At 38.1% G+C, this 13,684-nt stretch carries 13 protein-coding genes; 7 read left to right on the forward strand and 6 right to left on the reverse strand.

All coding sequences use genetic code 11. The annotated features are described in order from the left end of the window. The first annotated feature begins 384 nt into the window (after positions 1-384). On the forward strand, positions 385-2,370 hold the full coding sequence (locus tag QE422_RS10115; RefSeq protein ID WP_307457570.1) for a urocanate hydratase: 1,986 nt from the start codon (positions 385-387) through the stop codon (positions 2,368-2,370). A gap of 84 nt (positions 2,371-2,454) precedes the next feature. Here the strand turns inward: QE422_RS10115 and QE422_RS10120 are convergent, their stop codons facing one another. The 4 genes from QE422_RS10120 to QE422_RS10135 form a co-directional block, all read right to left on the reverse strand. Beyond that, positions 2,455-3,807 (reverse strand): ATP-dependent endonuclease, encoded by a 1,353-nt coding sequence (locus tag QE422_RS10120; RefSeq protein WP_307457573.1) that lies wholly within the window; start codon positions 3,805-3,807, stop codon positions 2,455-2,457. After that, a complete protein-coding gene (locus tag QE422_RS10125) occupies positions 3,761-4,258 on the reverse strand; it encodes an AAA family ATPase (RefSeq protein ID WP_307457576.1) in 498 nt (165 codons plus the stop codon). The genes QE422_RS10120 and QE422_RS10125 overlap by 47 nt, the downstream gene beginning before the upstream one ends. Positions 4,259-4,576: 318 nt before the next feature. After that, positions 4,577-6,040 (reverse strand): DUF2130 domain-containing protein, encoded by a 1,464-nt coding sequence (locus tag QE422_RS10130; protein WP_307457579.1) that lies wholly within the window; start codon positions 6,038-6,040, stop codon positions 4,577-4,579. Positions 6,041-6,197: 157 nt separating this feature from the next. Next, positions 6,198-7,910: a DUF262 domain-containing protein gene (locus QE422_RS10135; protein WP_307457581.1), complete on the reverse strand. Its 1,713-nt coding sequence runs from the start codon at positions 7,908-7,910 to the stop codon at positions 6,198-6,200. 206 nt (positions 7,911-8,116) lie between these two features. On the opposite strand from QE422_RS10135, the gene QE422_RS10140 reads away from it, so the two are divergent. Both QE422_RS10140 and QE422_RS10145 read left to right on the forward strand, forming a co-directional pair. After that, complete coding sequence (locus QE422_RS10140) at positions 8,117-8,467, forward strand: hypothetical protein (protein WP_307457584.1); 351 nt, start codon at positions 8,117-8,119, stop codon at positions 8,465-8,467. Positions 8,468-8,769: 302 nt separating this feature from the next. After that, positions 8,770-9,528, forward strand: coding sequence for a hypothetical protein (locus tag QE422_RS10145; RefSeq protein ID WP_307457587.1), 759 nt, complete (start codon positions 8,770-8,772; stop codon positions 9,526-9,528). Positions 9,529-9,574: 46 nt separating this feature from the next. Here the strand turns inward: QE422_RS10145 and QE422_RS10150 are convergent, their stop codons facing one another. Continuing rightward, on the reverse strand, positions 9,575-10,363 hold the full coding sequence (locus QE422_RS10150) for an EcsC family protein (RefSeq protein ID WP_307457590.1): 789 nt from the start codon (positions 10,361-10,363) through the stop codon (positions 9,575-9,577). Between the two features lie 237 nt (positions 10,364-10,600). Between QE422_RS10150 and QE422_RS10155 the strand changes: the two genes are divergently transcribed. Next, the gene (locus QE422_RS10155; protein WP_307457592.1) at positions 10,601-11,056 is read left to right on the forward strand and encodes an Hsp20/alpha crystallin family protein; all 456 of its coding nucleotides are present in this window, start codon (positions 10,601-10,603) and stop codon (positions 11,054-11,056) included. Between the two features lie 268 nt (positions 11,057-11,324). Here the strand turns inward: QE422_RS10155 and QE422_RS10160 are convergent, their stop codons facing one another. Further along, positions 11,325-11,825 (reverse strand): hypothetical protein, encoded by a 501-nt coding sequence (locus tag QE422_RS10160; protein ID WP_307457594.1) that lies wholly within the window; start codon positions 11,823-11,825, stop codon positions 11,325-11,327. Positions 11,826-11,970: 145 nt separating this feature from the next. Between QE422_RS10160 and QE422_RS10165 the strand changes: the two genes are divergently transcribed. The 3 genes from QE422_RS10165 to QE422_RS10175 all read left to right on the forward strand — a co-directional run bounded on the left by QE422_RS10165 (position 11,971) and on the right by QE422_RS10175 (position 13,645). After that, positions 11,971-12,570, forward strand: coding sequence for a hypothetical protein (locus QE422_RS10165; protein WP_307457596.1), 600 nt, complete (start codon positions 11,971-11,973; stop codon positions 12,568-12,570). A gap of 152 nt (positions 12,571-12,722) precedes the next feature. Then, positions 12,723-13,181 carry a TonB-dependent receptor plug domain-containing protein gene (locus tag QE422_RS10170; RefSeq protein ID WP_307457599.1) on the forward strand — a complete coding sequence of 153 codons (459 nt, stop codon included), beginning with the start codon at positions 12,723-12,725 and terminating at the stop codon, positions 13,179-13,181. An 8-nt stretch (positions 13,182-13,189) separates the two neighbouring features. After that, the gene (locus tag QE422_RS10175) at positions 13,190-13,645 is read left to right on the forward strand and encodes a hypothetical protein (RefSeq protein ID WP_307457602.1); all 456 of its coding nucleotides are present in this window, start codon (positions 13,190-13,192) and stop codon (positions 13,643-13,645) included. Positions 13,646-13,684: the final 39 nt, after the last annotated feature.

The raw sequence follows: 13,684 nt of genomic DNA on the forward strand, positions 1-13,684 counted from the left end.
AAGCCGGAGACGGGGTGGTCAGTGCAAAAGAACAAAGGTAAAATCAAGGCACAACTCAAAAACCACCCCGTCAAAAATTCTATGAATTTTCGCCACCCCTCCTAATCGGAGGGGAATGTTGTCGATCTGAAATTTGTATTTTTAAATGCCACATCACTTTGGCTCGACTGAATTTATTTATACCGCTTAAAAAGGAATACGGAGAAAAAGAAACCATCTTATTTTTACGATCTTTTTTTATTCTAAATCGCCCTTATCTTTTCGTGCCGAAAGGGAACTTTATAATGGTGTAAATTTCATATAGGAGTTGCACGGATTTTCTATTTTGAATATCTTTAAAACCACAAAAATTCATCAAATATAAACAACAACGATCAACAATACATGACATTTCAGGAACAGATACAGCAGGGTATTCCGGGCGAGCTGCCGCAGCCGAAGCCTTATGAAACGCAGATCAACCATGCACCGAAGCGGAAAGAGATTTTAGGGGAAGAAGAGAAAAAATTAGCGCTGAAAAATGCATTGCGTTATTTCGAGTCTCAGTTTCATGCGGAATTGCTGCCGGAATTCAGGGAAGAGCTGGAGCAATACGGAAGGATTTACATGTACCGTTTCCGTCCCGATTATGAGATGAAGGCAAGGCCGATCTCAGAATATCCGGGAAAATCCGAACAGGCCAAAGCCATCATGCTGATGATCCAGAACAACCTGGATTATGCCGTGGCGCAGCATCCTCATGAGCTGATTACCTACGGTGGAAACGGAGCCGTATTTTCCAACTGGGCGCAGTATCTTTTAACGATGAAATATCTTTCGGAAATGACCGATGAGCAGACGCTCGTGATGTATTCCGGTCATCCGATGGGATTGTTCCCGTCGCATAAAGATGCACCCAGGGTAGTGGTTACCAACGGAATGATGATCCCGAATTACTCCAAACCGGACGACTGGGAGAAATTCAATGCCCTAGGCGTAACGCAGTATGGACAGATGACGGCGGGAAGTTATATGTACATCGGGCCGCAGGGAATCGTACACGGAACCACCATCACCGTGCTGAATGCTTTCAGGAAAATCAATAAAGAACCCAAAGGCGGATTATTCGTTACTTCAGGATTGGGAGGAATGTCCGGTGCACAGCCGAAAGCCGGAAACATAGCCGGATGTGTAACGGTTTGTGCCGAGGTCAATTCAAAGATTACCAAAATCCGTCACGACCAAAAATGGGTGAACGAGATCCACGAAAACCTTGATGAGCTGGTTGCCCGGGTAAAAACAGCAAGGGAAAATAAAGAAACAGTTTCGCTGGCGTATCTCGGAAACATCGTTGAGGTATGGGAAAAATTTGATCAGGAGGATGTAAGAATTGATATCGGTTCAGACCAGACTTCACTGCATAATCCGTGGGCGGGAGGCTATTATCCTGCCGGACAAAGCTTTAAAGAATCCAACCGGATGATGGCGGAAGATCCGGAGCTGTTTAGGGATAAAGTTCAGGAAAGCCTGAGAAGACATGCCGAAGCAGTGAATAAACATACGGAAAAAGGAACCTATTTCTTCGATTACGGAAATGCATTCTTGCTGGAAGCTTCCCGTGCGGGAGCCGATGTCATGGCCGATCATCCGACGTTGGGAAGAGAATTCAAATTTCCATCTTACGTTCAGGATATCATGGGGCCGATGTGCTTTGATTACGGGTTCGGACCATTCCGTTGGGTATGTGCAAGTGGCAATCCGGAAGACCTGCAGAAGACTGATGCCATCGCCTGTGCTGTATTGGAGGAAATTCAGCAGAATTCCCCTGAAGAAATCCAGCAACAGATGAAAGACAACATCCAGTGGATCAAAGGTGCGCAGGAAAATAAGCTGGTGGTTGGTTCTCAGGCAAGAATCCTCTATGCCGATGCAGAAGGAAGGATGAAAATTGCCGAAGCCTTTAATAAAGCCATCAGAAACGGCGAGATCGGACCGGTTGTTCTGGGCCGTGACCATCACGATGTTTCAGGAACAGATTCGCCGTACCGCGAAACCTCCAATATTTATGACGGTTCGCGTTTTACTGCAGATATGGCTATCCATAACGTGATCGGCGACAGTTTCCGCGGGGCTACCTGGGTGTCCATCCACAACGGCGGCGGCGTGGGCTGGGGCGAAGTGATCAACGGCGGTTTCGGAATGCTGCTTGACGGCAGCGATGATGCCGACCGAAGATTAAAATCCATGCTGTTCTGGGACGTTAACAACGGAATTTCCCGCAGAAGCTGGGCTAGAAACGAAGGTGCCGTATTCGCCATCAAAAGAGCGATGGAAGCCGAACCGAAACTGAAAGTAACGCTGCCGAATTTTGTGGATGAAAGTCTTTTTTAATCTGAATCCCACACTTTGTCAAAGTTAAAATCTTTGACAAAGTTTTGAAATAAGAAAACCTGCTGTGAGGCAGGTTTTCTTGTTTCAAATATATTCTCCGAAAATTTCTGTCATTTTTGCTTTCCAATTTTCAGGTAAATCATCCCACTTATTAGTCCATTCCAAAGTTTTTTTATATGCTTTATAAGGCTTTTCTGAATTTGCTTCGTATCCAAGCTCTTCTTCAACATTATTATTTAGTAAAATAATTTTTCCATTACCATTTAAGGCATTATTTATCGGCTCATTATATTTTGCTGCATTTGGTTCGGTAGAATCCAAATCATGTACTACAATTGGTTTTATACCCATTGAAGTTAAATATTTAACCAATCCAATAATAGCCGCCTTACCACGAGCTTTAATAATTTCAAAGTCGGAAAGAATTTTAAAATATTTATTTTTTTCAAGTCGCTTTAAACTTTCTCTTATTAAAATATCTTCTGTATCTCCTTCAACAATAACTATATTTTTTGTGAAAAATATTCTTGCTACGTGATTATCAATTTTTAAAACCATTTTTACATATGACTTATCATCATCTTGAAGTTTTATAAACTTTTCAGTAACACTAAATGTATCGCATTCTACATGATTACCACAATTATAAAGTCTATTTAATATTTGCTTTGGTTTACGAGACAAGTCAATAATGTAAGGAGAATGTGTCGATGCAATAATTTGTGATGTTTTTGAACTTAAATCATAAATTGCTTCTCTCATTTGATTTGCAGCACTTGGATGTAAGTAAGTTTCTGGTTCTTCAAAACAAACGATTAATGACCGTGCATGATCATCTTCTTTTTTAGATAACCATAATTGTCTGTACCTTAACATACCAAAAACAGTAGCCCTGATCATTCCTGTTCCTTGATTGTCTACTGATGTTTTAATATTACTAGACATTTCAACATTAAATGAAGGTTTTAAACTTGAAGGATCACTTAGGCTTGTAGTAGCATATAATTTTGAATCAGGAAAAACAGTTGATAATACTATATTTAATTCGTTCATCATTTTTCCAAATTCAGATTGTTCATCTTGTGGATCTAGCTCTTTTGCTAGGTTCTTTAAATGTATTTGAGCATTTCTAAAATGTTCTGAATTCTCTCTAACGGTTTGAAAGAGCTCTCCAAGAGTTGTACTTAATACTCCACTACCAGAACCTTGAATCTCATGAAGTCCTACGTCGACTGGAATTAGTAAAAATCTAGGTAACATTTTAAGCACATTTCCAGGAATTCCACCTGGATTTTGAAACCATACTATATCATCTGCAATATCCCAAATCTCGTCTATAAAATCTAATTTATCTATAGCTGCTTTAGTACGTCCTATATTGGATTGCAAATCAGGGAAAAAAATCTTCAATAATTTCTTTGGATAAGCCTTTGTCAACGTAATCTTGTGGCTTTTTACAATCAGAAAATATCTCTTTAATAGTTCTAACCTTGGATTTAAATTCGATAATTACATCTTTCCCTAACTCATAAGTTTTTTTATATGTGACAGATAAGCCTGTCTCTTCTAAATTTTCTTTTACATCATAAGTGAAAATTCTACCTTTAAAACCTCTCCAATTTTTAGCTTCTTCAGGAAGATTTCTAAATTCTGCTTCAAGAGTAACTATATTTGTATCAACCTTTACTTCGTTGGTTTCATCATCAATTATTGAATGAAAATCTGCTGTGGTTAATTGTTTTTTTGCAGATAAAAGGATTTCGATAGCTTTAATTATAGAACTTTTACCACAATTGTTTTGGCCAATTAGAAATGTGGCATCACCAAATAAAAGATCGATTTTTTTTAATCTTTTGTACCCGGAGATTTTTAGTGAGTGTAGTTTCATGTTTATAAGTTTTTAATTTAACCAAATATAGAAAAACAATATAACTCGCTATTACGGTTTTCCTTAAGTATCAAAACAAATATTCTTAATAACAACCTCAATATAAACCTCTAACATCTGCGCAATCTTATAACTACGCTTAAAACAAACCTCCTGCAACTTCATTATATTTTCAAAAAACTTATTACAACTTCCTGCAAATTGCAGTAAGTCTCTGATATTTTATAGGGATCTTACTGTGACAGCATTTTATTTCCCGAAAAATATTTTAAACTAAATGCAGGATTACTTAGTTTCTAAAAAATATAAATAATAACATTAAGTAAGCTCATTCCCAGACCCGTTTTTCAATTCATCAAACTTGGCGGCCATCGTTGGATTGCCTTTCGTCAGTTTTTTAATTGTTAAATCGTCGGCTTTGTTGTTGGCGAGCCGCAAATTATTTTCTGAGGAGAGCAGGGCATCTTTTGTTTTTTGAAGGTGGGTGATGGTTTTGTCGATTTCTTCAATGGCGGTCTTGAATTTTCTGCTGGCAAGTTCGTAGTTCCGGGCAAAACCTTCTTTAAAAGTGTTGATATTTTCTTCAAAATTGGTAATGTCGATATTCTGGTTTTTAATAAAGGCCAGCTCGGCTTTTACTTTCATCGAATTCAATGCAGCATTTCTTAACAGAGTGATCATCGGGATGAAAAACTGAGGCCTAACGACATACATTTTCTGGTGCTTGTGGGATACGTCTACGATTCCTGCGTTATACAGTTCGTTGTCAGCTTCCAGAAGGGTTACCAAAACGGCATATTCACATTTTTTATCATTCCGGTCTTTGTCCAGTTCTCTGAAAAAATCTTCGTTTTTCTTTTTGGTGGCGGTTTCATCCCCTTCATTTTTCATTTCAAACATAATCGAAATGACCTCGTTGCCGGCATCATCGGTCTCCCTGTAAATATAGTCTCCTTTGCTTCCCGATCGGGCATCGTTATCTTTTTCAAAATAGGCATTCTGGAAGGCGATGGACCTCAGTTTGTTAAATTCGATCTCACAATGCTGTTCCAGGGTTTCTCCAAGCATTTTCGTCGACAGCTTAAGCTTCATATCCTTTCGGAAAGCAATTTCCTCATCTTTATGCCGGATGATATCTTCTTTGGCTTTTAGTTCGGCTAAATGCTTTTCATTTAAGGATTTTTCCAACAATTCTTTCTCGGTTTCCTTAAGAGTAACTTTACTGGCAAAATCATCCCTTTCTTTTTCTATTTTCTGGACGGCCTCTGTTACCGAAAGTTTTTTCTCAGTTTCAGCATTCTCCAGTTTTATCTTAAGTTCCGATATCAAAATGTCTTTGTTCGCTAATTGCTCTGCCAAGTTCCGTTCAATATCAGCTTTCAACCGGATAATTTCTTTTTCCTTTTCGTCCTTTTCTTTTTCTATATTTTTAATGGCTTCCGAAACCGATAGTTTCTTCTCAGTTTCAGCATTTTCCAGTTTTGATTTTAAATCCGTTACCAGATTATCTTTTTCAGCCAGTCTTTCGGATAAAATTTTTTCATTATTGGCCTTTAGCTGAAAAATCTCTTTATCCTTATTGGCCAGTTCAGCCTGTATCGTGTTTTTAAGATGGACTTCGGTAAGCTTTATGGCGTTCTCTTTATCTTTTTCGGCAAGATCGAGCCGGGATTGTAATTCCTCTTCAAATTTATGATCCCGCACCTGTTTGAGAATATCGGCAAAACCGGCTTCATCAACTTTAAACACTTTATGACAGTGGGGACATTTAATATCGTTCATGATTCAATTCAACTTTAATTTTTAGTTTTAGCCTGGCCGGGAGATTCTGCCTGATCCAAACCGTAATCAGTTCAAATATAGAAAAACTAACTTAAATTCTAAGAGTAATTCCGGTTTGGTTTGTTACTGCATTATATGTCATGAGGAAATCAGCCCGTCAGATCTGCCATATTTTTTTTGCTTTATTGTAGAGGAATTTTGCCCGATCTTCTATAGTCTGCTCGTTCCATTCATCGAGTGTTAAGTAATGGCTCATGGTTTCCAACCCGGCGGAGTAGACATTTAATCCTTTTTTGTCTGCTTTTCCTTTCCGTTTTATATTCCAGCTCGCATCTCTTATGGTTGAATTTAAGGCTTGTGTAATAATGGTGAGATTCCCTAGTGTCAAAAGCTTTCTGTTACGTTTTATCTTATCTTCCTGGCTGGAAAGTTTACTCCAATGGTTTTCCCATTTTTTAGGCATAATATGTTCCAGGCTGTACTTATTTACTCCCAAAAGCTGGGTTGACTGTAGGCTTCTGTTACGGATTTTCGATTCTATAAAGTAGAGGATCCCGGCAGCCTGTTTATTTACAAGATATGAGCTGTTGAAACCGTTTTTAAGTTCTTCGTCAGATGGTAAAAAGTTTATTTTATCTGTCTGACCCTCCAAGAATTCCATAAATTGTTTTTTGGAAAGAATATCATTGCTGATCAGCCTGTCTGTAAAGAGCTGATTATAATTTTTTGTATTGGCATGAATAATCATTCTTCGCATGATAAAAGTTTCAATGAAATCAAATAATTCATTGCGGCTTTTATCATTGACCACATTTTTTAGAATGTAAAGAACATAGGGGATCAAAGTAGTGGTATCAAGGCCGAAGATAATTGCATTTATCCTTTCTATTCCGGATTTTTCCGTCAGTTCTTTCTCAATGATTGTGTAATCGAAATTTTCCATAAATAACAGAGCGTAACTCCTTATTTCTTCTAGGATCACTTTTTTATTACCACCGAGATAGTTTTTAATAAAGCTTTTATAAGACTCAAAAAGATGCTCTACTTTTGAAAATTCTATCTTGTCTTCGGTTTTTACATTGAGCGTTTTGTCCTGAATTTTAATCTGAAGATAGGAAAAGAAAAATAAGTCGATAAATGTTCTTTTCAGTCTACCGGCAGTAATTTCCCGGTCCCAATAATTTTTGGCATCGTCATCTTTTTCAAAAATATTCCTCCAGTACGTATCATAGGTTGAAAGTTCGTCTCTGTTGAAAAAATAATTTTTCAGCAGTTCCGCTGTAGTCAGTTTTACACCCAAAGAGTTGATAGTGTCAAAAATCTGCTGCTCGTCTTCATTTTCATCTAAATCGATTCCTACAAATAATATTTTAGAAAGGATGTTGTTGAAATTCAAATGATCCGGATTAATATTTTTCCTGAAATAATGATAGGCTAATGTTATGCTGTCATTTCCATGTACATCTTTAAGGTCTGATAGATTAAGAATTGTATTAAATGCATCGATGTCATTGTGATTGTGCAGTAAGGCAATATCATTGTTAATCAGCTTGAAGATTCTTTCAAATGTTGAATTCTGTCCGGTTTTCAAGCAGAGAACCTTAAAGAAAATATTTAAGGTGGTCAGGCGCTGCTGTCCGTCGATGACCGTTCTTACATCCCCAACTCCTTTTCCGGTATTAGTCGATTGTTGTTTTAATATAACCGAGCCTAAAAAGTAAGGCTTATTAGATTGACTTACATTTTCCATATCTTCCAAAAGCCTTTCCCACTGATCGTCTCCCCAAACGTAAGATCTTTGAAAAAATGGAATTTCTAAAATCCTGTTTCCATTAAAGATATCATTAATGGTCCTTTTTCCTGCGTCCATAATTTTATTATTTACTTATTTAAAATAATTGCTGTTTAATGGGGTTAAAATTATTAAAAACGGTCACGTCTTATTTACGGTTTTCCGTAATTGAGCACTATTTAAGATACGATGAATAGGCTTGTATTATATGAATCGTTCTAATGGTTTTATCATAAATTGTTATTATATTTGTATCATAAATTGATACTAAAATCGAAATAAAAATGATAGCAGAAATAGAAAAATTCATCGAAATCCAAAATAATATCGATGAGATCCTGAAAAATTCACCGTTTAAGATGTCTTATATCATAGAAAAATCAGGCATTAAAAAGCCGACATTTTTCAAGAAGCTGAAAGAAAAACGGTTTACACCGGAAGAACTGTTGGTGATCTCAAAAACCATAGAGGTGAAGGAATGGCGTAACGAAACGAAAGAGGAGATTTTAGAATCATTAATGAAAAGTGAAGAAGACATTAAAGCAGGCAGAACCATTCCTCATAAAGTGTGGGAATCTGAACGGGATGAAAGAATGAAAAAGTACAGAGATGAAGCAAATAGAAATATTAGCTAGTGCTGACTATGATCTTAGAAATATAGAAGATTACATTCTTGCAAAATGGTCCTTTGATGTTTTATCGGATTTTTACAAAAGATATGATCGTGCGCTAAAAATTATATCTTCTGATCATGTAGTATTCTCGTATTACGAAGATATGTAATTTAGAAAATATACTCTAACGCGGCATAATACAATAGTTTATAAAATTGAACGCGAGGTTGTGTACATTGTACGTGTTCTTCAGAATTATCAGGATCCCGAAGAAAACTACAAATCCCTACAGCCATAAAATTCAAAGACAATCTAAAAAAAATATGAAAAAACTGGGAATCATCGGTTGCGGCTGGTTGGGAAACCATGTGGCAGAACATTTATCGGACCGGTATGAAATCTTTGCAACCACAACGACGGAAGCCAAACTGGACGGTCTGCAATTAAAAGGATATCACGCTTTTTTAGTGAAGTTTCCGGATGAGCCTGATCCGGAAATGGAAGTATGGGATGTGGCCTCCAATCTGGATGCGATTATTATTGCCGTTCCCTTTTCCGGGCTTCGAGGGACAAAAATTCCGATGACGGGGAAAAGGCAGAATCTGCTTCACTTTATCGGAGATTTTAAAGGGCAGATTTTTTATACAAGCTCAACGGGCATTTATCCGGATGCTGAAAAAGAATTTACGGAGGAAGATCAGCCTGCGTCAGAAGTGGAAAGTGAAAACTTTATTCTTGAAAAATTTCCACAGGCCAATATTCTGAGACTGGGCGGTCTCATGGGTGGTGAAAGGCTGCTGAAAAACTACAACATCTCCAACCTGGACCAGCTGGTGAACCACATCCATTACGCAGATATCTGTTCTGTGATTGAGAATATGCTGGACAACCATTCTGAATCGAAAGTGTATAATGTGGTTGCTCCTGTTCACCCGAATAAAGAAGAAGTCATCAGCGCACAAAAGGGGATTCCATATTCTGGAGGACGTACGGATATAGGAAGAATCATTTCACCTGAAAAACTGATTTCCGAGTTGGATTTTACTTTTCAGTATCCGGATCCGAGATATTTTCACGACTAATACTTTGTCAAAGCTACAAGTCTTTGACAAGTTTAAGCAGGACATTCTATTTTCTCCGTAGGTCTTCATAAGCCGTTTTTACAGTATCTGCACCATATATTTTTTCTAGCTTCCGTACGGTAAAATGACCTTTCGCCATATCCTGAAAATGGTTAATAAATAAGGTATTGATAATGGCTCCGCCGGCTGCTCCGACTGCAGGAACAGCCTGGGCGGTTACTTTTTCAGAAACCTGCACACTGAACCGGGCAGCAACTTTCGAGATTAATTTTACAATGACCGAAGCCCCTTCATCAGCAAGAGTTCTGGACGTAAATTGTCGGGCTGCTTCAGCCATAGTCTGGGCAAGGGCAATCCTGGTGGCAAAATATCCGCTTTCACTTGCATCATCGGATTCGCTCTTTCCGCCAAGCGCAAAGACTTCCAGGCAGGCCAGTTTAACATCCGGATCCTTCACCGATTCTCCTTGACTGCGGGCGATATCAATAACGGAACGCAGCATAATGGTGGTGGAAACCGGAAGCTCAACTGCAAGTGCCGGAAGCCCGAAAAAACCACCGACTGCCCCGGAGGCTGCCACACCGAACTTATGCCACCAGTTGGAAGGCCGGACGTTCGGAGTATCTTTCATGGTGAAAATAGCGGTATCTGCTGCTTTCAGCAACGCGGCTTCTGTGATGGTTCCTACTTTTTCATGCAGATTTTTAGGAAGAAATGCCAATGCTTTTTCCAAAGGCTGACCGATGACATTGGTAATTTTGGCCACAATTCCGGGATTTTCTAGGATCTCCATAGCCTGACGCAATTCTTCAAGATGATGTTCAGATAAATTCATTATACTAATACGGGTATTTGGTGGATACTTTTCTATTTATTGATCAACTTTAAATATATATCAAAAATAGGGGCAATTACAATAAAGCTTTTTAAGTTGTGACAATTTTTATCATTTCAAAATGACAATTTTTCACTCCAAATGACAAAATTTCAGCCATCTAGCACTGGCACAGCCTTTGAAAATATTGAAATACGTTCATTAAAATTAATGTTTAACCTTAAAAATTCGTTTGTTATGTCAATCGTAAAAAGAAACAACGGCAGCTTGCTCCCTGCCAGCACACGTACCCTGTTCGATGACTTTTTCAGCCGCGAACTTTTTAATTGGGGCAACACCAATTTTTCTTCTACTTTAACCACCGTGCCTTCGGTGAATATTAAAGAGAACGACAACCATTTCGAGGTAGAAGTAGCTGCACCGGGAATGGAGAAAGAAGATTTCAGGATTACGCTGGAAGGCAACCTTCTCACCATTTCATCTTCCAGAAAGAATGAAATGGAAGACATGAAAGAAAACTATACCCGAAGGGAATTCAGCTACCAGTCGTTCCAGCGAAGCTTCGAGCTCGCCAAAGATGTGGTGGATGAAGAGCACATTGAAGCCCGGTATGACAAAGGTGTCCTCAAACTGACAATCCCTAAAACGGAAAAAGCCAAAAAGCAGGCACCGAGACTGATCGAAATTCAGTAATCCCATGAATAGACAACAAATGGCTTTCCCCAGGGAAAGCCATTTGTTTTTATTTTATACCAATCTTCTGCCGGTTTATTTAATTTATAAATCAAAGAATTTAAAAGACCTTTGATTTTCATGACTGTGTTGCCAGGAACCATTATTTTGGTGGCTATGTTAAAGCTCCGGCATGATCTGCAAAAGTCAGTGTTATCCGTGGAAAGCTTCATTAGCTGCCTGCACTTACTGCTGAAGTTTTCTGAAAGGTAAGTCTTTAAAATAGACGTTACCGGTTCACCAATATTTTTTCAAGGCCTTCCACCATCTCTTTTTCGACAGCATCTTCATCCAACGTTTCCAAGGTGTAAAAATCCGGCTTGAGCAAGGCAGTTCCGGTACCATTCTGGAAAATGGTATCCAGATGAATTCCTATTCTTTTTAAATTTTTGTCGGCTGTAAACATAATGTGTGGGAATTTATCGTTTGCGTAAAAGTTGGATTCCACATTTCTTGAGATCTGAAGTTTGATGTGAGGCTGTGTACTGATCCCTGTTCCGCCGGCAGTCTCTTCAGCGACAATTATTTTACTTCCGAATTTATTTTCTTTGAGCATCCTCCTGAATTCCTGCATTTTCGGTTCGATAAAATTTTTGCTTAAGGTCCTAAAACCTTCCAGGAAAAGGTCTTCTTCACTTTTTTTCTTAGCCAGGAGGTCCTTCAGTTTTTCATCTTCGGTTTTTAAATTATGAAATAAATCGTTCAGGCGGTTAATGCTTTCTTCTTTCATGCTGCTTTAAAAGTTCAGGATATCTAATTTTAATACCGAAATATCGGAAATTTTTTCAGAGTAGAAAATAGGCGGATCCAAAAATATATTTGCCTCTTTCCAACCTTTTATGGGAATTATGCATCTTATTATATAAACGATTATTATGAAAATCACCATACCAAAACCCTGTCATGAAAATTGGGAAACAATGACTCCGAATGAAAAAGGAAGATTCTGTTCTGTATGCTCTAAAACCGTAAAGGATTTTACGGCTTCTACGGATGAGGAAATTATCAAGCATATAAAATCGGACCCTGGAATCTGCGGAAGATTTATGGAAGGCCAATTGGGAAGGGAGCTCAGCTTTTCGGTGATCAGTACGCTGACCTTTGGATTATTTGTGTTAAGTAGTGTTGCTTTTACAGTGAATGGCCAGCAGATGAAAGATGAAGAAGTGAAGAAAATAGATTTTAAGAAAGGAATCAACGGCATTGAAAGGGTAAAAGATACCCTCCTAAGCCGTTCGATTATTCTGGGCATGCCGAGCGAAGAAGATTACGAGTCTGTAAAACCCATGATTATGCTTAACAATAAAAGAATTTCCGAAGCCAGGATGAAAAGGCTAAAACCGGAGCAGGTAAAAAGCGTCATCATCCTTACCGGTGAAGGTGCCAAAGAGAAGTACGGCAGATCCGGGGAAAACGGAGTCATTATCATTGAAAGCAAAAAGGAAGATTCTGTTCTGTATGCTCTAAAACCGTGAAGGATTTTACCAGTTCTTCCGACGATCAAATTATAAATGCGTTTTCAGATTCTTCTGAAAATATCTGCGGCTATTTCAGGGAATCCCAGCTTAATAAGGACTTGCAATATTCCTACATCAATTCTCTTTTTGCAAAGTTTGCTGTTGGCTTCATGTTGACGGCCGGAGGTTTTATTTCTTTGCAGGCACAGCAGTATCGAAAGGATACTTTAAAAGACCTGACGGATGGATTGGTAATAAAAGCATTCCCTGCAAAAAAAGCCTACAAATCAATGATAACAGGCGGAGCGACTGTAATATGCGAAGATCAATTAACAAATATTCAAAAAGAAAAAGAAGTATTATCTTCATTACAGGGTGTATTGGGAAGACCTGCTGCAAAAGAAACCTCAACAGAATTAAAGATTAAAGGTACAAATTCATCTTTAAAAAAAGATCAGCAGCCATTGGTTGTATTAGATCGTAAGGTGATAAGTTTAAGGAAATTTCAGGAAACAGATCCTGAATCCATAGAAACGATAAATGTTTTAAAAGGTGACGCGGCCACCGCTTTATATGGCGCAAAAGCAATAAATGGAGTAATTTTGGTAACGACGAAAAAGAAAAATTAAATATTCTCTTGAGAAAATATACCGCCGTAAAAGATAAAAAGCAATTTGTTATTTTGGATGAGGACTGTCGTGAGCTCGGAAGAATTGTTGATGCCAGTACATTCTTTAGTGTAAGGCAATATATCATTTACGATTCTAGAAGCTATGACATCCGGAATGTGGGATTCCTGAAAAACGATCTTGAATTATTCAATAATAGGGGCATTATTTATTTTACCGACCTGGCAAAGGAACGAATCATCAAATCCGGCAAAGGGGTGAGGATATATCATTTTACCTTAAAGAAAACCAATCAGCTTTTTGAAAAAGACAGACTTCTGATTGAAATAAAAGAAGAAAGAAAATGGTTCAAAGATCCCGTCTTTCATATTGAAGCGGAGGAATCTGCTGATGACTTACTTATCCTGACTTTTTTACATTATTCTACCAGGGAGTTTAGTGGAATAGGAGGGGATGGCGAATAATTCAGACCTAAAAAAAGACCGTCAGTAACGGTCTTTGGT

Source organism: Chryseobacterium sp. SORGH_AS_0447, from assembly GCF_030818695.1.
GTDB lineage: Bacteria > Bacteroidota > Bacteroidia > Flavobacteriales > Weeksellaceae > Chryseobacterium.